The sequence below is a fragment of the Allobosea sp. LjRoot237 genome (genome assembly GCF_964253285.1).
GTDB lineage: Bacteria > Pseudomonadota > Alphaproteobacteria > Rhizobiales > Beijerinckiaceae > Allobosea.
Genome location: NZ_CAXUQP020000001.1, coordinates 3798386 through 3818008, shown reverse-complemented (window position 1 = coordinate 3818008; position 19623 = coordinate 3798386). Strand labels below are relative to the sequence as shown.

Annotated in this window: 20 protein-coding genes; 15 read left to right on the top strand and 5 right to left on the bottom strand. The window is 65.2% G+C overall.

The window, feature by feature from the left end:
• The first annotated feature begins 14 nt into the window (after nt 1-14).
• The 6 genes from ACSQ24_RS18520 to ACSQ24_RS18495 all read left to right on the top strand — a co-directional run bounded on the left by ACSQ24_RS18520 (nt 15) and on the right by ACSQ24_RS18495 (nt 4363).
• A complete protein-coding gene (locus ACSQ24_RS18520; protein WP_436096095.1) occupies nt 15-503 on the top strand; it encodes a tripartite tricarboxylate transporter TctB family protein in 489 nt (162 codons plus the stop codon).
• Between the two features lie 137 nt (nt 504-640).
• On the top strand, nt 641-2158 hold the full coding sequence (locus tag ACSQ24_RS18515; RefSeq protein WP_436096094.1) for a tripartite tricarboxylate transporter permease: 1518 nt from the start codon (nt 641-643) through the stop codon (nt 2156-2158).
• A gap of 78 nt (nt 2159-2236) precedes the next feature.
• Nucleotides 2237-2452, top strand: coding sequence for an antitoxin MazE-like protein (locus ACSQ24_RS18510; protein ID WP_436096093.1), 216 nt, complete (start codon nt 2237-2239; stop codon nt 2450-2452).
• A gap of 20 nt (nt 2453-2472) precedes the next feature.
• Nucleotides 2473-2784, top strand: coding sequence for a type II toxin-antitoxin system PemK/MazF family toxin (locus ACSQ24_RS18505; RefSeq protein ID WP_436096092.1), 312 nt, complete (start codon nt 2473-2475; stop codon nt 2782-2784).
• Between the two features lie 84 nt (nt 2785-2868).
• Entirely contained in the window at nt 2869-3405 is a 537-nt protein-coding gene (locus ACSQ24_RS18500) for an O-acetyl-ADP-ribose deacetylase (RefSeq protein ID WP_436096091.1), read from the top strand.
• A gap of 40 nt (nt 3406-3445) precedes the next feature.
• Nucleotides 3446-4363, top strand: coding sequence for a dihydrodipicolinate synthase family protein (locus tag ACSQ24_RS18495; RefSeq protein ID WP_436096090.1), 918 nt, complete (start codon nt 3446-3448; stop codon nt 4361-4363).
• A gap of 45 nt (nt 4364-4408) precedes the next feature.
• Here the strand turns inward: ACSQ24_RS18495 and ACSQ24_RS18490 are convergent, their stop codons facing one another.
• Complete coding sequence (locus ACSQ24_RS18490) at nt 4409-4543, bottom strand: hypothetical protein (RefSeq protein WP_436096089.1); 135 nt, start codon at nt 4541-4543, stop codon at nt 4409-4411.
• A gap of 69 nt (nt 4544-4612) precedes the next feature.
• Nucleotides 4613-4966 carry a VOC family protein gene (locus ACSQ24_RS18485; RefSeq protein WP_436096088.1) on the bottom strand — a complete coding sequence of 118 codons (354 nt, stop codon included), beginning with the start codon at nt 4964-4966 and terminating at the stop codon, nt 4613-4615.
• A 183-nt stretch (nt 4967-5149) separates the two neighbouring features.
• Here ACSQ24_RS18485 and ACSQ24_RS18480 point away from each other — a divergent pair, with 183 nt between their 5' ends.
• Nucleotides 5150-6385 (top strand): MFS transporter, encoded by a 1236-nt coding sequence (locus ACSQ24_RS18480; protein WP_436096087.1) that lies wholly within the window; start codon nt 5150-5152, stop codon nt 6383-6385.
• Between the two features lie 104 nt (nt 6386-6489).
• Here the strand turns inward: ACSQ24_RS18480 and ACSQ24_RS18475 are convergent, their stop codons facing one another.
• A complete protein-coding gene (locus ACSQ24_RS18475; protein ID WP_436096086.1) occupies nt 6490-7398 on the bottom strand; it encodes a LysR family transcriptional regulator in 909 nt (302 codons plus the stop codon).
• 91 nt (nt 7399-7489) lie between these two features.
• A complete protein-coding gene (locus tag ACSQ24_RS18470) occupies nt 7490-8467 on the bottom strand; it encodes an L-threonylcarbamoyladenylate synthase (RefSeq protein WP_436096085.1) in 978 nt (325 codons plus the stop codon).
• A gap of 167 nt (nt 8468-8634) precedes the next feature.
• Between ACSQ24_RS18470 and ACSQ24_RS18465 the strand changes: the two genes are divergently transcribed.
• On the top strand, nt 8635-10410 hold the full coding sequence (locus ACSQ24_RS18465) for an acyl-CoA dehydrogenase (RefSeq protein ID WP_436096084.1): 1776 nt from the start codon (nt 8635-8637) through the stop codon (nt 10408-10410).
• A gap of 239 nt (nt 10411-10649) precedes the next feature.
• Here ACSQ24_RS18465 and ACSQ24_RS18460 read toward each other — a convergent pair whose 3' ends face one another.
• Complete coding sequence (locus tag ACSQ24_RS18460) at nt 10650-11444, bottom strand: class I SAM-dependent methyltransferase (RefSeq protein WP_436096083.1); 795 nt, start codon at nt 11442-11444, stop codon at nt 10650-10652.
• A gap of 80 nt (nt 11445-11524) precedes the next feature.
• Between ACSQ24_RS18460 and ACSQ24_RS18455 the strand changes: the two genes are divergently transcribed.
• The 7 genes from ACSQ24_RS18455 to ACSQ24_RS18425 all read left to right on the top strand — a co-directional run bounded on the left by ACSQ24_RS18455 (nt 11525) and on the right by ACSQ24_RS18425 (nt 19522).
• A complete protein-coding gene (locus ACSQ24_RS18455) occupies nt 11525-12385 on the top strand; it encodes an SDR family NAD(P)-dependent oxidoreductase (protein WP_436096082.1) in 861 nt (286 codons plus the stop codon).
• Between the two features lie 14 nt (nt 12386-12399).
• Nucleotides 12400-13260, top strand: a complete 861-nt coding sequence (locus tag ACSQ24_RS18450; protein WP_436096081.1) for an SDR family oxidoreductase — start codon at nt 12400-12402, stop codon at nt 13258-13260.
• 89 nt (nt 13261-13349) lie between these two features.
• Nucleotides 13350-14339, top strand: coding sequence for a magnesium transporter CorA family protein (locus ACSQ24_RS18445; protein WP_436096080.1), 990 nt, complete (start codon nt 13350-13352; stop codon nt 14337-14339).
• Nucleotides 14340-14377: 38 nt separating this feature from the next.
• Complete coding sequence (locus tag ACSQ24_RS18440) at nt 14378-16156, top strand: SLC13 family permease (RefSeq protein WP_436096079.1); 1779 nt, start codon at nt 14378-14380, stop codon at nt 16154-16156.
• Nucleotides 16157-16323: 167 nt separating this feature from the next.
• Nucleotides 16324-16983: an exonuclease gene (locus tag ACSQ24_RS18435; RefSeq protein WP_436096078.1), complete on the top strand. Its 660-nt coding sequence runs from the start codon at nt 16324-16326 to the stop codon at nt 16981-16983.
• Nucleotides 16980-17975, top strand: a complete 996-nt coding sequence (locus ACSQ24_RS18430) for a nucleotidyltransferase domain-containing protein (protein ID WP_436096077.1) — start codon at nt 16980-16982, stop codon at nt 17973-17975. The genes ACSQ24_RS18435 and ACSQ24_RS18430 overlap by 4 nt, the downstream gene beginning before the upstream one ends.
• A 170-nt stretch (nt 17976-18145) precedes the next feature.
• Nucleotides 18146-19522 (top strand): dicarboxylate/amino acid:cation symporter, encoded by a 1377-nt coding sequence (locus ACSQ24_RS18425; RefSeq protein ID WP_436096076.1) that lies wholly within the window; start codon nt 18146-18148, stop codon nt 19520-19522.
• Nucleotides 19523-19623: the final 101 nt, after the last annotated feature.

The following is a 19623-nucleotide window of genomic DNA, read 5'->3' as shown; positions in this document are numbered from 1 at the left end:
TAAGGAGAGCGCCGATGATCAGCCGTTTCCAGGCCGAGATCGCGACAGCGCTGGCGACGCTTGCCTTCGGCCTCGTCATCGTCAACGGCGCCCGCGAGTTCGGCATCGGCTGGGATTCCTCCGGCCCGCAGCCCGGCGCCTTCCCATTCTATTGTGGCCTGCTGATCGCGCTCGCCAGCGCGGGCACGATCGCAACGACGATCGGCCGGCATATGGGCGGTTCGGCGGCGCTCGCCGGCGTCTTCCTCGACAGGGAGCAGGGCAAGCGCGTCCTGTCCTTCTTGCTGCCGATGCTCGCCTTCGTCGTGCTCAGCGTCACGCTAGGCATGTATGTTGCGATGCTGCTCTACCTCGTCTTCGCGATGCGTTTTCAGGGCCGCTATGGCTGGCTCTCGTCACTCGCGACGGCGGTCGGTACTGCTGCCTTCTTCTATCTCGGCCTCGAGAAATTCGCCCAGGTCGGCCTGCTCAAGGGGCCGGTCGAAGCGATGCTCGGCCTCTAGAGCAGGATGCGAAAAAGTGGGAACCGGTTTTTCGCAGAAATCCTGCTCTAAACCCTTAGAATCGATCACGTTTTATGATTTTGGATCGATCCGATCCAAAATCATCGTGATCTAGACCAGCGCGCCGGAGCCCTCCCATGGAAAACTTCGCTTCGCTCCTCCACGGCTTCGAGGTCGCGCTGACGGCCCATCACATCGCGCTGATGTTCGCCGGCGTGCTGCTCGGCATCCTGGTCGGTGTGCTACCGGGCCTGGGTGCGCCGAACGGCGTCTCGCTGATGCTGCCGCTGACCTTCGCCATGGACCCGGTCTCGGCGATCATCCTCTTGACCTCGCTCTATTGGGGCGCGCTCTTTGGCGGCTCGACGACCTCGATCCTGTTCAACATCCCCGGCGAGCCGTCCTCGGTCGCGACCACCTTCGACGGCCATCCCATGGCCAAGCAGGGCAGGGCGACGGAAGCGCTGTCCTTCGCCTTCCTCTCGGCCGGCTTCGGCGCCATGGCGGGCGTCATCCTGATCACGCTGCTCTCGGGCTGGGTCGCGCGCTTTGCGCTGAAATTCTCCTCGCCGGAGTATTTCGCGGTCTACTTCATGACCTTCGCCAGCTTCGTCGGGCTCGGTGGCGCCTCGCCGCTGAAGACGCTCGTCTCGATGGCGATGGGCTTCACCTTCGCCTCGATCGGCATGGATTCGGTCTCGGGCAATGTCCGCCTGACCTACGAGTTCGACGTGCTGCTCGCCGGAGTCAGCTTCCTGATCGCGGTGATCGGCCTGTTCGGCCTCGGCGAGCTCTTGCAGACGATGGAGGAGGGGCTGCGCTTCGAGGGGGTGAAGGCCAAGGTCCGTCCGCGCGATGTACTCGCCACGGCGCTGAAGCTGCCGCGCTATTGGCTGGCGCTGCTGCGCTCCAGCATCATCGGCATCTGGATGGGCATCACGCCGGGCGGCCCGACCGCGGCCTCGTTCATGAGCTACGCCATGGCCAAGCGCTCCTCGCGCAATCCGGAGAAGTTCGGCAAGGGCGAGCCCGAGGGCGTGATCTCGCCCGAGACCGCCGACCATGCCGCCGGCTCCGCCGCCATGCTGCCGATGCTGGCGCTGGGCATCCCTGGTTCGGCGACCGCCGCGGTGATGATGGGCGGGCTGATGATCTGGGGCCTCAATCCCGGCCCGATGCTCTTCGTCGAGCGGCCCGATTTCGTCTGGGGCCTGATCGCCTCGATGTATCTCGGCAATGTCGTCGCCGTCATCGTCGTGCTCGCGACCGTGCCGCTCTTCGCCTCGATCCTGCGCATCCCGTTCTCGATCATCGGTCCGGTGATCGTCGTGGTGTGCTTCATCGGCGCTTACACCGTCGGCAACAAGCAGTTCGACATCTGGCTGGCGCTCGCCTTCGGCATCGTCGGCTATCTCTTCAAGAAGCTCGACTACCCGATCGCGCCGCTCGTGCTGGCCATGGTCATCGGCGACAAGGCCGAGGATGCCTTCCGCCAGTCGATGATCTTCAGCCAGGGCTCGCTCTCGATCTTCTGGTCGAACCCGCTGGTGGCGAGCCTGATGGCGATCGGCCTCGCGCTCCTGCTCTTCCCGCTGATTGGCTCGACCCGGCGCGGCATCCGCAAGCTGGTGACCGCGCGCGCGGCGAAGGCGTGACGGCGGCGGCATGGCTGGCGATCTTGCCGTCAAGCTCGTAACGCGTTACGCTTTCGGTTCGTTACCAGAGGTATCGCCATGGCAGCGGTCGCAGAGCGGATGCGCGATATGCGTCGTAGACGACGCGAACGAGGCTTGCGCGAGGTGCGCCTGCTTGTTTCGGACGCGCGGTCGCCAACGGTCCGCGCGCGGATCGCTCGACAGGTCGCGAGGCTCGACCCTTCCGTGGAGGAAGACGCCCTGCGCTGGATCGAATCTGTATCCGAGTTCGATAACCCGGCGAGCGACGGTTGAGTCTGAGCCGAGGCGATGTCGTGATCGTTGCGGCTGCCGGCGATTACGGCGAGCCGTGTCCGGCGGTCATAATCCAGACGGATGCAATCCCGGCCGCGCATGCTTCCGTGGTGGTCTGTCAGATGACGTCGACCTTGGTCGATGCTTCGGACCTTCGCGTCACGATCGAGCCATCGGCGGACAATGGCTTGCGCGAGCGCTCGCAGGTGATGATCGACAAGCCGGTCACGCTTATGCGCAGCCGAATCTCCAGCTCCATCGGACGTTTGAGCGTCTCCGAGATGGCGCCCGTGACGGCGGGGCTAGCCTTCGTGATCGGTGTCGCCGACTAGTGGGTCATGCGATGCAAGGCCAATGGCCATCGATCGCCGCTGCGCTCGCGGAGCGATCCGACACCAGCAGAAGGACAGTCAGCCATGACCACCGCCGGCAGACTTCAGGCCATCCAGGCCGACATCACGACGCTTCACGTCGACGCCATCGTCAATGCGGCCAACAACTCGCTCCTGGGTGGGGGCGCCGTCGACGGCGCGATCCACCGCGCGGCAGGTCCCGAGCTCCTGCAGGAATGCCGCAAGCTCGGCGGCTGCCAGACTGGCGACGCCAAGCTGACCCAGGGCTATCGCCTGCCGGCGCGCTTCGTCATCCACACGGTCGGGCCGGTCTGGCAGGGCGGCGGGCAGAGCGAGGCGGAGCTGCTGGCGTCCTGCTATCGCCGGTCGCTCGCGGTTGCAGCCGGGGCAGGGATCCGGACGATCGCCTTTCCGAGCATCAGCACCGGTGTCTACGGCTATCCGGTCGCTCCCGCGGCGAAGATCGCCGTGGCGACGGTCGCGGCCGCCCTGAGGAACGGCGCCGCTTTCGCCGCGATCACCTTCTGTTGCTTCTCGCCCGAGGACCTCGCCATCTACCAACGCGAGCTCGCCGAGGCCGGCGACCCGCAGGCGCAGTAGCTCCCACTCTCTTCCAGCCACGAACAACCGAGGCCTTGCCATGACCGAACCCTACAAGGGCATCATCCCGATCGCACCGACGATCTTCCACGAGAATGGCGACGTCGATCATGACGGCAATCGCCGGGTCATGGACCTGATGGTCGACCAGGGCGTCGACGGCATCTGCATCCTCGCCAATTTCTCCGAGCAGTTCCTCCTGACCGACGCCGAGCGCGACGAGGTCATGCGGCTCTCGATCGAGCAGGTCGCCGGCCGGGTGCCGGTCTGTGTCACCACCTCGCATTTCTCGACCCGTATCGCCGCGCAGCGGGCCAAGGCAGCGGCTGACGCCGGCGCCAGGATGCTGATGATGATGCCGCCCTATCACGGCGCGCTGCTCAAGGCCGACGAGCAGGGCATGATCGAACACTTCAAGATCGTCGCCGATGCCTGCGGTATCCCGATCATCCTGCAGGACGCGCCGCTCTCGGGCGTGACCATGACCGTGCCGTTCATGATCAGGCTCAACAAGGAGGTGCCGCTCGTCCGCTACTTCAAGATCGAGGTTCCGGGCACGGCGGGCAAGCTGCGCTCCCTGATCGAGGCGGGTGGCGACGCCATCGTCGGCCCCTTCGACGGCGAGGAAGCGATCACGCTGATGGCCGATCTCGACGCCGGCGCCACCGGCACCATGACATCGGCGATGATCCCCGATCTGATCAAGCCGATCCTGGCCGCTCATGCCGCTGGCGACCGCAGAGAGGCGGCGGCGCTCTATGCCCGCGTCCTGCCGATCATCAACTACGAGAACCGGCAATGCGGCCTGCGCTCGGCCAAGGCGGTGATGAAGGCAGGCGGCGTGATCAAGTCGGACGCCGTCCGCCATCCGCTGACGCCGCTGCATCCGAAGACGCGCGAAGGTCTGCTCGAGCTCGCGCGCGAGCTCGATCCGTTGGCCTTGCGCTGGGGGAAATAGCGCAAGCTCTTGCATTGCCCGCCCCAAAGGGCGGGCGGCGCTGGTTCAATAGGCTCCGATGCCGCCGGATGGTGGCGGCATGTTGCCCCGTCGATCTTTGGTGATGAACTCCGGCGTCACCAGAAGCATCCGGGACAGCCAGGAGCTGTAGGCTGACAGCAACTCTATGACGGCACGCATGGTCGCCTCCAAGATTGCAGAGGCGACCATAGCAGAAAAACGTGCTGTTTGCCGACGAATTCTTTGGCCTCAAGCTTTCGACCAGACCGCCAGCTCGTAGCCGTCGGGGTCGGCGAAGTGGAAGCGGCGGCCGCCGGGGAAATCGAAGGCCGGCTTGACGATCCGGCCGCCGGCCGCCTCGATGCTCTTCTGCATGGCTGAAAGATCGTCGGCGTAGAGGATCACAAGTGGGCCGCCGGGACTCACCGTGCCGATCGTGGTGAAGCCTCCCTCCAGCCGGCCGTCGGCGAAGGCGCAGTATTCCGGGCCGTATTCGGTCATCGTCCAGCCGAAGGCTTTCTCGTAAAAGCTGCGGGCGCGCGGGATGTCGGCGACCACGAACTCGACATAGTCGATACGGCGGTCATTGGTCGTTGTGGACATGGCGTCTTTCCTTGTGGTCGACCTGTTCAGCCTCCTATGACGCATCGGCGCGGCCAGCCTGTGGCAGCAGCGGAGGCGAAGCTCCATGCAATCCTGTGATGCGCAACCTAACGAAATCGCGTTGGCATGCCTGGTTTGCACGCCCTATCGTGCAGACACACGTTTCCTGATCCGGAGCCCGTCATGACCGCCACCGCCAAGCGCGGCTACGCGCCGGAGATCATCGTTGCCGCTGGCTGCCTGATCGCGCTGATCAGCTTCGGGCCGCGCGCCAGCGCCGGCCTGTTCCAGATCCCGATGACCTCCGAGTTCGGCTGGGGCCGCGACACGTTCAGCCTCGCGCTCGCGATCCAGAATCTGCTCTGGGGCCTGGGAGCGCCGTTCGCCGGTGCCATCGCCGACCGCTTCGGCATGGTGCGGGTGCTCTGCGCCGGCGCGCTGCTCTACGCTGCCGGCCTGGTGACGATGGCTTATGCCGGAACACCGCTGCAGCTTCATCTCGGCGCCGGCGTGCTGATCGGCTTCGGCCTCTCGGCCTGCTCCTTCAATCTGATCCTCGCCGCCTTCGGCAAACTCCTGCCCGAGCAATGGCGCCCGCTCGCCTTCGGCGCCGGCACCGCAGCCGGCTCCTTCGGCCAATTCCTCTTCCCGCCGATCGGCAACATCCTGATCGAGACGCTCGGCTGGCAGCAGGCGCTGATCGTCTTCGCCTTCACCTTGCTGCCGGTGCTGCCGCTCTCGGTGGCGCTGGCGATGCGCGGCTCCGGCCAGCCGGCGGCTGCACCCGGCGCGGTCGCGCTGCCCGGCCAGAGCATCGCGCAGGCATTGGCCGAGGCCTTCAAGCACCGGAGCTATGTCCTGCTCGTGCTGGGGTTCTTCACCTGCGGCTTCCAGCTCGCCTTCATCACCGTGCATATGCCGGCCTATCTCAAGGACACCGGCATGCCGGCCTGGGTCGGCGGCTGGACGCTGGCGGCGATCGGACTTGCCAACGCGGTCGGTTCGCTCGGCTCCGGCTGGCTGACGGCGCGCATGCCCAAGCGCCATCTGCTCGCCTGGATCTATCTCGGCCGGGCGGTCGCCATCGCTGCCTTCATCCTCTTGCCGCCGAGCCCGATGACCGCGATCGCCTTCGGCATCGTCATCGGCGTGTTCTGGCTCTCGACCGTGCCGCCGACTTCGGCGCTGGTCATGCTGATGTTCGGCACCAAGTACATGGCGATGCTCTACGGCTTCGCCTTCTTCTCGCACCAGGTCGGCGGCTTCCTGGGCGTGCTGCTCGGCGGTATCCTCTATGAGCAGTTCGGCTCCTACAACATCGTCTGGTGGCTTTCGGTCGCACTTGGCGTCGCTTCGGCGCTGATCAACCTGCCGATCGTCGAGAAGCCGGTCGCGCGCGCCGTGCCGCAGCCGGCCTGACGAAAGACGCACGGGCAGGATTTCGCCGTGATCTCGACCGCGACAGACTCGTAGCGATGACGACGACGATCTTGCTCAGGATCGTCGTCGAGATCGGCTGAGGTTCAGCCCGCTCCTTCGAGCAACGCCTTGCGCTTGGCCAGCTCGCCGCCGACGAAATCCATGAAGGCCCGGACGCGCGGCGCGTGCCTGATGTCGGGATGGGTCAGGATCCACAGGCCGGTCGAGAAGTCCGGGTCCGGCGGCAGCAATCGCACCAGCCCTGCCCGCTGGTCGGCGATGAAGCAGGGCAGGGGGCCGATGCCGATGCCCTGTTCGACCGCTTCCGTCAGGCCGAGCACGGCCGAGGAACGCAGCGCGATCCGGTCTGCCGGGACATGGTCGCGGACATAGCGGGCCGCCTTGACGTAACCGAGGGGGTCACCGAGTGCGACCCAGTCACGCCTGAAGAACAGCTTCGGATCGGCGATCTCGGCGGCCGTCGCCGGCGCGTCGGCGCGGGCGTAGACGGCCCAGTTGAGGTTGCCGAGGCGCCGGCCGACCAGCGTCTCGCCCGGTGAGTCGCTGGCCCTGATGGCGACGTCGGCGTCGCGGCGCGACAGGTTGAGCGTCTGGCTCGCCATGACGACGTCGAGCCGGATCAGCGGATGCGCCGCCCGGAATACCGCGAAGATCGGCAGCAGCACATGCAGATAGAGCGTGTCGGTCGTAGTCACCCGCAATTCGCCCGACGGCGCGAGGTCACGCCCCGCGAGCCGGCGCCCGAAGGCGGTGACGTCGTCGTCGATGCGCGAGGCGAGCGTGGTCATCTCCTCGCCGGCCGAGGTTGCGACATAGCCGGTCTTGCGTCGCTCGAAGAGGGCGTGACCGACCTGCTCCTCGACCTGGCCGAGCCGGCGGAACACGGTCGAATGGTTGACACCGAGCGCGGCAGCTGCCCCCGTTAGCCCGCCGGCATCGGCGATCGCCTTGATCAGGCGGAAATCATCCCAGGCGAGCTTGGACGTCGACAATGGCCACTCTCCGACGAGTCGGCGTGCAGCATTGCCGAATCTTGCGGAAATGCAAGCGGATGCAAGCGATCCCGCCGAGCCTCAGCGGGCCTCAGCGGGGCGCGGCGGCGCGTCGCAGGCGGTCGTTGATCGCTTCGCCGAGGCCGTGCATCGGGATTGGCGCAACCGCGATCGTCTTCGGGCCGCGATCGTCGAGTTGGCGAAGGGCGGCGAAGAGGTTGGCTGCCGCCTCGGTCAGATCGCCCGCGGGGCTGAGGTTGAAGGCGAGTGCCGGCCGGGCACTGCCGGTTGGCTCAGGCCCGAAGCCGAGCCAGGCCTCGCTCGATCGTGGCGCATCGGCATCGAGCCTGACTGCGGCTCGCGGCGCATAGTGCGAGGCGAGCAGCCCCGGAGCGAGCGGTGCGGCGCCGCCTTCCTCGACGATGACGAGCGCTTGCCCGATCGCCGCTTCCAGCGCCGCACGCGGCACGCCGCCGGGCCGCAGCAGGCGCGGAGCGCCGCCAAGGCAGGCGACGATGCTGGACTCGACCCCGACCGCCGTCGGGCCGGCATCGAGCACGGCGTCGATGCGGCCGGCGAGATCGGCGAGCACATGCTCGGCTTGCGTCGGGCTGACCCGTCCCGAGCGATTGGCCGAGGGCGCGGCGATCGGCCGGCCGGCCGCCTGCAGCACGGCGCGTGCAACCGGATGTGACGGCACCCTGAGCGCGACGCTGTCGAGCCCGGCGCGGGCGAGGCTGCAGATCGTGCAGCCGCTCGATGCCGGCACGACCAGGGTCAGCGGTCCCGGCCAGAACGCCTTGGCCAGCGCCAGCGCGGGCGCATCGAAAATGCCCTGACGCCGTGCCGCGTCCACATCCGGCAGATGCGAGATCAGCGGATTGAAGCTCGGCCGTTCCTTGGCGGCATAGATCGAGGCGACCGCGCGATCGTCGCTCGCATCGGCAGCGAGGCCGTAGACCGTCTCGGTCGGCAGCGCGACCAGCCTGCCGGCGCGCAGCAGTTCCGCGGCGGCGGCGATGCCAGCCTCGTCGGCGGAAAGGCGCTGTGTCTGGCGAGGGTCGGTCACGGGCGCTCTTGAAAGTTCATATGTAAACTATAACAATGCCGACGCGGCATGCGCGAACCTGCGCCGGCTGGCGCGTGGCGGCGGGCATAGTTCGTCGCTAACATCGCCGTCAAACGCAACGAGCAGAATGCCCGGCGGGAATGCGCGGGCGCCGAGGGAGGTAAGCGATGTCGTACCGTGCTCCGGTCGAGGATATCCTGGCGACGATGCGCCATGTCGCAGGGCTCGACGCCCTGATCGCCGAGGGACTCGCTCCGGAACTCGCCGACGGCGTCACCGAGGCGGTGCTGGAGGAGGCGGCGAGGTTCGCCGGCGACGTGCTCGCTCCGTTGAATATCGTCGGTGACCGGCACGGCTCCAGGCTCAAGGACGGCATCGTCGTCACGCCGCCGGGCTGGAAGGAAGCCTATCACGCCTGGGCTAAAGGCGGCTGGAACGCGCTGCCGGCGCCGGAAGCCTATGGCGGCCAGGCCCTGCCGGTTCTGGTGCAGTCGGCCTGTACCGAGATGTGGAATTCGGCCGCCTTCGCCTTCGCGCTCGGCCCGCTCCTGACAGTCGGCGCGATCGAGGCGCTGCACGCCCATGGCTCCGACTATCTCAAGGAGACCTATCTCGCCAAGCTCGTCTCCGGCGAGTGGATGGGCACGATGAACCTGACCGAGCCGCAGGCCGGCTCGGACCTCAATGCGCTGCGCTCCAAGGCCGAGCGCGCCGGCGACGGCACCTATCGCATCAGCGGCCAGAAGATCTTCATCACCTATGGCGATCACGAGATGACGGACAACATCGTCCATCTCGTCTTGGCCCGCCTGCCCGACGCGCCGGCCGGCACGCGCGGCATCTCGCTCTTCCTCGTGCCGAAATACCTGGTCAACGCCGACGGTTCGCTCGGCGCGCGCAACGATGTCCGCTGCACCGGCGTCGAGCACAAGCTCGGCATCCATGCCTCGCCGACCTGCGCGATGAGCTATGGCGACGAGGGCGGGGCGATCGGCTGGCTGATCGGCGAGGAGAATCGCGGCCTCGCCTGCATGTTCACGATGATGAACAACGCCCGCCTCAACGTCGCGGTGCAGGGTGTCGCCATCGCCGAGCGCGCCTACCAGCAGGCGCTCGCCTTCGCGCAGGAGCGCAAGCAGGGCACCGCGCTTGATGCGCCGAAGGGCGCTCCGATGAGCGCGATCATCGTCCATCCCGACATCCGTCGCATGTTGATGGAGATGCGCTCCAAGACGCAAGCGGCGCGCACGCTCTCGCTGCTGCTCGCCGCCTTGCTCGACCGTTCGCATCGCGAGACCGACGAGGCCAGGCGCAAGGCGGCGGCCGAACGCGCTGCGATCATCACGCCTGTCGCCAAGGCCTACGCCACCGATATCGGCGTCGAGGTCGCCTCCATCGGCGTCCAGGTTCATGGCGGCATGGGCTATGTCGAGGAGACCGGCGCCGCCCAGCATCTGCGCGACGCCCGCATCGCCACGATCTATGAGGGCACCAACGGCATCCAGGCGATCGACCTCGTGCTGCGCAAGCTGCCGCTCTCCAATGGCGATGCGGTCAAGGCGCTGATCGGCGAGATGCGCGGCGTCGTTGCCGAGGTGCGCGAGGCCAACACGCCCGGCTTCGGCCACAGCGCGGCGCGGCTCGGTGCGGCGGTCGACTCGCTCGAACGCGCCACGCAATGGATGCTGGCGACCATGGGCATCGACCAGGCGAGCGTGCTCGCCGGTGCGACGCCCTATCTCAAACTCTTCGCGCTCGCCCAGGGCGGCACCGGCCTGGCGAAGAAAGCGCTGGCGATGCGAGGCGAGGATCAGGGCGCCGCGGCGCTCGCCACCGCCCGCTTCTATGCCGAGCACCATGTCGGTGAAGCCACCGCGCTGGAGCTCGCCGTGACGGAGGGCGCCGGCGCCGTCGAGGATTCGGCTGCGGTCTTCGCGGCGTGAATGTGCAGCTCTCTTTGTCGGAGCAGCACCCTGGATGGGGATTCGCAGGATCCGCTCTCCGAGATGAGCTGGCAACCGCGACAGGTCCTCTCCCCCCTTGTGGGGGAGAGTTAGAGAGGGGGGTAGTCAGCCGTGAGGCTGAACGCTGGCGATTCAACGCTCACCCGGTCACCCCCCTCCCAACCCTCCCCCACAAGGGGGGAGGGCTCCCGCGTTTCGATCTCGCCGACGAGGCCACGTCAGGCTCTCACAGGCTTCCGCACGCGCATATGCAGGAACAGCGGCGCGATGTAGGTGTCGGCGAGATAGGGCACGGCCTTGGCTGTCTCAGCATCGACGCTCGGCTCGTGCATGTGCTCGAGCTGGAAGCTGGCGGCGATCAGCAGGTTGACCCAGTCACTGAGCGTGCGGTGGAAGCGCGGCACCCTGAACGGCTCGACCTTGGCCTTCTCCTCGGCCGGCGCGGCGCCGAAGCGCCAGCTCTCGATCTCGCCATCGCTGACGCGGAAATATTCGCGCACCTCGATGCCGAGCACGGTGCCGGCCTCGTCACGCATCACCTTGCGGCCCGGCGCGGCGAAGCAGGGGTGCAGGATCGAGAACTGCAGGAAGCCTCCGGGTTTCAGCACGCGCCTGGCCTCGGCGAGGACCAGATCCTGCCGCGGCATGTCCATCAGCGACATGAAGGCGGTGGCGAAGTCGAAGCTGGCGTCAGCGAAGGGCAGCGCCATGCCGTCGGCGAGGCGATAGGCGATCCCGAGCGGGTTCGCGGTCTCCATCTCCAGGGCGTGGCGGATGAAGGTCGGGGCGATGTCGATCGCGGTGATGCGCCCGCCGGCCTCAGCCAATTTGCGCGTATTCGAGCCCTCGCCGCAGCCGATGTCGAGGCCGGCCAATCCGGCGATATCAGGCAGGGTCGCGAAGAAAGCCGGAGTGTTCTGGACGTCCCGGTAAAGGTCGTAGCCGGCCCGCGCATGCCGGGTCCAGGTTTCGGCATTGGCCTCCCAGCAGGCCGCGACGTCGCTCGCTTCCATGATCCTCCTCGCCGTTCGGGGGAGGGGGCTTCTAGCGGAGCCGATCGCATTGCGCCAGCCCGCTCGCGAGGCTTGTTGCAATGACCGATGAGAGCGCGCAGAAGCCGCTCGCCGGCAAAATCTGCCTCGTCGCCGGCGCCTCGCGCGGGCTTGGGCGTGGTATCGCCAGGGCGCTCGGCCATGCGGGTGGGACAGTGATCGTCACCGGCCGCTCCAGCGAGGCCGGGCCGCGCACCGACCAGCGCTCGGAAACCTTCGAGGACACCGCCCGCGAGGTCGAGGCCGCCGGTGGCCGCGGCGAGCCCTATCGCTGCGACCACACCAATGAGCGCGAGGTCGATCAACTCGTCGCCTGGTCCCTGCGCCGTTTCGGCCGGCTCGATTGTGTCGTCGACGCGGTCTGGGGCGGCAATGAAGGCTACGACGGCGAGCGCTATCCGGACGGTTCGGCCTTCGGCGCCCCGTTCTGGCGCCGACCCGTCGCGCGGCTCGGCCAGAGCTTCGAGAGTGGCGTCTATGCGCAATTGCTGCTGGCGCGTGCGGTGGCTCCCGCGATGGTGCAGATGCGCCAGGGCCTGATCGTCACGGTGAGCTTCGATACCGCCGGCGGCTATCTCGGCGATGTCTTCTACGATCTCGCCAAGACGGCGATGAACCGGCTGACGCTGGCGATGGCGCAGGAGCTTTCGCCCTATGGCGTCACGGCGCTCGGGCTTTCGCCCGGCCATGTCCTGACCGAGCGGGTGCGCGACGCGGGCATGGCTGCCGAGACGACCGAGACGCCGCTCTATGCCGGCCGGGCGGTCGCAGCGCTCGCCGCCGACCCGAATATCGCCCGCCACGCCGGCCAGGTGCTGCATGTCGCCGATCTGGCGCGCGCCTACGGCTTCACCGATGCGGACGGCACGCAGCCGGATCGCTTCAGCTTGCAGAATTCATGAGGGAGGAGACCAATATGTCGCTCAAGGGCAAGACGCTCTTCATCACCGGCGGATCGCGCGGCATCGGGCTCGCCATCGCGATCAAGGCGGCGCGCGACGGCGCCAATGTCACCATCGCCGCCAAGACGGCCGAGCCGCATCCCAAGCTCGAGGGCACGATCTATACCGCCGCCGCCGAGATCGAGGCGGCCGGTGGCAAATGCCTGCCGCTGATGGTCGACGTCCGCGACGAGGCGAGCGTCGCGGAGGCGATCGCGAAGACGGCTCAGACCTTCGGCGGCATCGATATCGTCGTGAACAATGCCAGCGCGATCTCGCTGAGCAACACGCAGATGACCGACATGAAGCGCTACGATCTGATGCATCAGATCAACACGCGCGGCACCTTCATGGTCTCGAAATACGCCATTCCCCATCTGGAGAAGGCTGAGAACCCGCATATCCTGATGCTGTCGCCGCCGCTCGACATGAAGATGCGCTGGTTCGCGCCGCATCTGGCCTACACCATGGCCAAATACGGCATGAGCATGTGCGTGCTCGGCCTTGCCGGCGAGCTTGCGCCGAAGGGTATCGCGGTCAACGCGCTCTGGCCGCGGACAACGATCGCGACAGCCGCGGTCCAGAACCTGCTCGGCGGCGACAAGATGGTGCAGGCGAGCCGCACCCCGGAGATGATCGCCGACGCCGCCTGGATGGTCTTCAACAAGCCGTCGCGCAGCTTCTCCGGCAACTTCCTGATCGACGACAGCTTCATGGCCGGCGAGGGCGTCACCGATTTCACGCCCTACCGCGTCGACCCGTCGGTGCCGCTGATGCCGGACTTCTTCGTGCCCGAGGAGATGACGCCGCCTCTGGGCGTCAAGGGCGGGGTCTGAGCCGGCGTCATCGGTTTGACACTGCAGGACGTTTGGAGTTGGTGCAGTGCAAACCGCGCCTAGGGGCGCCTGATTCCGGATGACCGGCCATGCTCCTGATCCACGGCATCTGCCAGACGAGCGGCGACAAGCTCGTGCATCGGACTCTCGCCGTCGAGGAGGAGATTCCACCGGGCTCGATCTGGATCGACCTGCTCAATCCCACGCCGGCCGAGGATGCCAAGGTCGAGCAGCATCTCGGCATCTCGATTCCGACCAAGGAAGAGATGCACGATCTCGAGCCCTCCGAGACGATCTATGCCGAGGACGGTGCGCATTACATGACCTTGCGCGTCATCTGCCAATCGGACACCAGTGTGCCCCGGCTCGCCGACGTCACCTTCATCCTCACCGAGAAGGCGCTGGTCACGGTGCGCTATGACGAGCCGGGCGCGTTCAACATCTTCCTCAACCGCGTCACCAAGCCCGGCGGCTGCGAGCTCGAGCCGGCCGGCGTGATCGAGGGATTGATCGAGGCGATCGTCGACCGGGCCGCAGAGGTATTGCGCGGCGTCGGCGACCGCATCGACCTGCGCTCGCGCCAGATCTTCGACGGCAACAGCGCCAGCGTCGAGCAGGGCCGTGTCTATCAGGCGGTGGTGCGCAAGATCGGCCAGTACGAGCACATCATCTCGAATGTGCGCGAGAGCATGGTCTCGGTCGAGCGCGTGCTGCTCTACCTCTCGGCCAACTTCAAGCGCACCAAGAAAGCGGCGAGCGGCTTCACCCCGGAATGGCGCGCGGCGATCCGCGACGTCCAGGCGATCGAGGAGCACGCCACCTTCCTGTCGAACAAGCTGCAGTTCATGCTGAACGCGACGCTCGGCCTGGTCAGCATCGAGCAGAACAAGATCATCAAGCTGTTCTCGGTCGTCGCCGTGGTCTTCATGCCACCGACGCTCGTCGCCTCGATCTACGGCATGAACTTCGAGAAGATGCCCGAGTTGAAGTGGGAACTCGGCTATCCGATGTCGCTCGTGATCATGGTGGTCGCGGCGATCCTGCCCTACCTGTTCTTCCGCTGGAAGAAGTGGCTCTGACCCTGCCGGGGCGGGCCGCCTTCCGCTAGTCTGCTCGGATGACGCTGCCGCAGATTCTGTCCTGCTCTCTGGTCGCCGCGATGATGGCGGCCTTCGTCTGGGGCAGGCTGCGCTATGACGTGGTCGCACTTCTGGCCCTGCTCGCCGGCGTCGCGCTTGGCGTCGTCCCGGCCAAGGAGGCCTTCAAGGGTTTCTCCGACGACATCGTCATCATCGTCGCGAGCGCCCTGATCGTCAGTGCCGCGGTGGCGCGCTCGGGCCTCGTCGAGACCGCGCTCGCCCGCATCGCCCCTTCGCTGCGCTCGACGCAGGCACAGGTCGCGGTCCTCGTCTTCGTCGTCGCCGCGATGTCGGCGATCATCAAGAACATCGGCGCGCTCGCGATGATGCTGCCGATCGCCTATCAGCTCGCTCGCAAGGACGGGAAGTCGCCCTCGGTCTTCCTGATGCCGATGGCCTTCGCCTCATTGCTCGGCGGTATCGTCACGCTGGTCGGCACCTCGCCGAACGTCATCGTTGCGCGCGTCAGGCAGGAGCTCGGCGGCGAGCCCTTCGCCATGTTCGACTTCACGCCGGTCGGCATCGGCATTGCGGTCATCGGCTGCGCTTTCCTGAGTGTCGCCTACCGGCTGCTGCCGAAGGACCGCCAGGGCTCGCGCTCGCTCGACCAGGCGCTCGACATTAAGGACTATGTGACCGAGGCGCGCATTTCTGAGAAGGGGAGTCTTGTCGGCAAGACCGTCGCCGATCTCAGGAAGCCGGGCGATGACGAGGTCGAAATCGCGGCGATCCTGCGCGATGGCGAGCGCCGTCGGGCGCCGCTGCCCGACGCCGGCCTACGCGCCGGCGATATCCTGCTCCTGCGCGGCGAGCCCAAAGCATTGGAGCGCGTCGTCGCCGTTGGCGATCTTGAGCTCGTCGGCCAACACCGGTCGACACAGCGCGAGGGCTCGCTCGACCCCGCCCGCACCGGCGAGGCGATCGTCACGCAGGGCTCGCTGCTGGAGGGCCTCAGCGTCGCGCAGGTCGATCTGCACGCCCGCTTCCACATCAACCTGCTCGGCATCAGCCGCGCCGGTGAGCGCTTCACCGAACGGCTGCGCGACATCCGCCTGCGCGCCGGCGACGTCGTCCTGCTGCAGGGTGACGAGGAACTGCTGCCCGAGCGCCTGCGCGAGCTCGGCCTGTTGCCGCTGGCGGCGCGCAGTCTCGCGCTCGGCAGCGCACGCCGCCGCCTCGTCACCGGAACGATCGTCGCCGCGACGATCGCCGTGGTCGCGCTCGGACTGCTGCCGGTTGCGATCGCCTTCTTCGCCGCTGCGGTGCTCCTGCTGGTGACGCGGGCCTTGACGCTGCGCGACGCCTACGCCTCGGTCGAGGCCCCGATCCTGATCATGCTGGCGGCGCTGATCCCGGTCAGCGACAGCCTGCGTGTCACAGGCGCGACCGATGTCTTCGCTGGCTTGCTGGCGCAGCTCGGCGCTGGCCTGCCGGGCTGGGGCGCGGTCGGCCTGATGCTCGTCGCCGCCATGGCGGTGACGCCCTTCCTCAACAATGCCGCGACCGTGCTGGTGATGGCGCCGATCGGCGCCGGCTTCGCCAAGACGCTCGGCTACAATCCCGACGCCTTCCTGATGGCGGTCGCGATCGGCGCAGCCTGCGATTTCCTCACGCCGATCGGCCACCAGTGCAACACGCTGGTGATGGGGCCGGGCGGCTATCGCTTCGGCGACTATGCCAGGCTCGGCGCGCCGCTCTCGGCCCTGGTCATCCTGCTCGCCGTGCCGCTGATCCTCTGGGTCTGGCCGCTGCGCTGAATGAAATGCCTATCAGAGCGCGCAATTGTGGAGTGCGAGTTGGATGGTCCTATCATCAGCACATTCCAGGTCATAAGAGATGACGTTCTGCGCTGTCCTGAAAGTGCGACTCGGATATCCTCGGAGAGCGTGGTGTGCGAAAATGTCCGCGTATAGGATCGAACGATATGAGCCACTTAGCCGACGAGCGTCAGCGCGAGGAATGTAGCTTCGGTGAAGTTTCTCCCAATCAATCTCATGAGATGAGCTCTCGGGTGGACGCATATTTTTCAGCGGATGTTGAGACCGATGGCCCAATCCCGGGGCCATACTCAATTCTTTCGTTCGCACTTGTGTACGCTGGATCGTTCGATGGGCGGCATTTTCAGAGGCCTCGTGATTATTCAAAACGATTTTACGTTGAATTGAGGCCGATCTCTGAGAATTTTGAAAGAGAGGCGCTTCAGGTAAATGGCTTAGATCGTACGCGGTTGCTGTTAAATGGTGTTTCACCCGAAATCGCTATGACAGATGCTGCTGAATGGGTGAACTCTATAGCCGGAAGCGCGCGTCCAGTTCTTGTAGCTTATCCTCTGAGCTTTGATTGGGCATGGTTATATTGGTATTTTATAAGCTTCTCAAGGCAAGGTTCTCCGTTCGGTCATTCGCAATGCTTTGACATAAAGACTGCGCTGGCGGTGAAAGCGCATATACCAATTTCGCAATCGAGCCGCTCGAAAGTGCCCGAAATGTTGCGTTCCAGAAGAGCGCATACTCATCACGCAGTTGACGACGCCATCGAACAGGCTGAAATATTTGCAAATGTATTTGAGTGGAGTGGATCTTGAGCGAGATTGAAAGACGACGCCTCAGCACCAGCGAACGTTTCGCGAGGCTGAGAGAGGCTCTTGCGAACTCTGAGAAAATTTTAGAACAGAAAGCGTGTGTTTACGCGACTGGCTCATTTGGTAGGAAAGAGGCTGGATCAAGCAGCGATTTGGACCTGTTCATAGTCGGCCGTAGTCGACTGATGGAAGATGGAACAGATCGTCCGAGTTTGAAAAGACTCGATGAAATTTGTATAAAGGCTGATCTTATAAATCAAACCCGCCGAATGGGAATACCGGATTTTGACGGAGATGGTAAGTATTTACAGCATTATTCTGTAAATCAACTTACAAAATCATTAGGAACGCCGGAGGATGATGTAACAAATACGTTTACGGCCCGACTACTTTTGCTTTTAGAAAGCTCGCCATTAGTTGGGGTGTCGATATACGAGGAGGTGATCGAATCCGTTATTGGCGCGTATTGGGGTGATTATCCAGATCATTCTGGCGATTTTGCTCCTGCTTTTTTAGTGAACGATATATTGCGACTCTGGCGGACCTTTTGTGTGAACTATGAAGCCAGAACCGAAAGGGAGCCTGAAGAGAAGAGGATCAAGAGGAAGATAAAAAACTATAAGCTGAAGTATAGTAGGCTTATGACATGTTATTCTGCATTGATTTTTCTCTTGTATATCTTTGGCGAGAAGAAAACTGTATCTCCTGATGATGCCAAGCTCATGTGCGGGATGACGCCCACGCAGAGGGTAGAGTATATCGCGAAGGAGATGGCCGACGGTATCGTACGAGAAACATTAGTTGAGTTGCTGCGGAGGTATGAAACGTTTTTGACGGCTACTTCTGTACCAGAAGCGGAGCTCATTAAGCGCTTTAGTTCGAGTCAAGACGGAGCAGGGCTGACTAAAACCGCGAACTCATTTGGAGATGCAGTGTTTGAGGCTGTAAGTGCTATTGGTGGAGGAGGGCGACTTCATCGCATTATTGTTGTGTAGCGCTGCGAATGTATAGGTTGAGTGGGTATGATTTCTGAGGGTGCGGAGGCGAGTTCAACCGTTCGGACAGTCGATGTGAATGGAAGTCTTCAGCTTCCCGCAAGCTGCGACAACGCCTATAAAACGGGCATGCATTTTTGCCGCGCTGCGGTGATTGACGAGATCCTGCCATGACCACGACGACGTCCCGAGCCGGTGCGGCGACCGCCGGCGCCAAGCCGTTCTATGCGAGCTTCGGATTCCAGGTTCTGGCCGCCATGGTGATCGGGCTCGTGCTCGGCTGGGTCGCGCGCAATATCGGCCCCGATGCGGCCGGGCAGCCGAATGGGCTGACGACGACGCTTGCGACGATCGGCTCGATCTTCGTCCAATTGCTGCAGGCCCTGGTGCCGCCGCTGATCTTCACGGCGATCGTCGCCTCGATCAGCAATCTCCGGCAGCTCTCCAACGCGGCCGCGCTGGTCTGGCAGACGCTGCTCTGGTTCGCGCTCACCGCCTTCATCGCGGTGCTGATCGGCATCGCGCTCGGCCTCATCATCCAGCCCGGAATCAATTCGGGCGTGCTTGCCGCCAGCGCCAAGGCGCCCGGCTCGGTCGGTTCCTGGCTCGATTTCCTGAAGGGGCTCGTGCCTGCCAACGTCTTCGGCCTGCAGGCCTCGACCCGGATCGATGGCGGGGCGGCGACCACAAGGCTCGGCTTCAACGTGTTGCAGCTCCTTGTCATCTCGATCGTCATCGGCGTCGCGGCGCTGAAGGTCGGCGAGCGCGCCAACAGCTTCCTTGCCTTCAACGAGTCGCTACTGGCGATCGTCCGCAAGATCCTGTGGTGGGTGATCCGGCTGACGCCGATCGGCACCATCGGCTTGCTCGGCAATGCCGTGGCGCAATATGGCTGGCAGACCCTGCAGCAGCTCTCCTGGTACGCCTTCGCGATCTATCTCGGTCTCGCCATCGTGCTGCTGATCGTCTACCCGACCTTGCTCGTCCTGCACGGGCTTTCGCCGCTGCGCTTCTTCGCGGGCGCCTGGCCGGCGATCCAGCTCGGCTTCGTCTCGCGCTCCTCGGTCGGCACCTTGCCGGTGACCGAGACCGTGACCGAGAAGAGCCTCGGCGTGCCCCGGGAATACGCCGCCTTCGCCGTGCCGCTCGGCGCGACCACCAAGATGGACGGCTGCGCCGCGATCTACCCGGCGATCTCTGCGATCTTCGTCGCGCAGTTCTACGGCGTCCCGCTCGGCCTGCAGGAATATGTGCTGATCGCCTTCGTCTCGGTCATCGGCTCGGCCGCGACCGCCGGGCTCACTGGCGCGACGGTGATGCTGACGCTGACGCTGTCGACACTCGGCCTGCCGCTCGCCGGCGTCGGCCTGCTGCTCGCCATCGACCCGATCCTCGACATGGGCCGCACCGCCGTGAACGTCGCTGGCCAGGCCCTGGTGCCGACCATCGTCGCCAAGCGGCAGGGCATGCTCGATCAGGCACAGTATGACCGCGTCGGCGACATCGAGGCGATCGACGCCGGCGCCCCGGCTGGGGCGAGCGCTTAAGGCGGTGCGCGTTCCCTTCCCCGCTTGCGGTGGGGAAGGATTAGGGATGGGGGCCGGAAAGCAGGGCTCGGAGCTTCTTTTAGGGCAACGCCAAGCGGCGC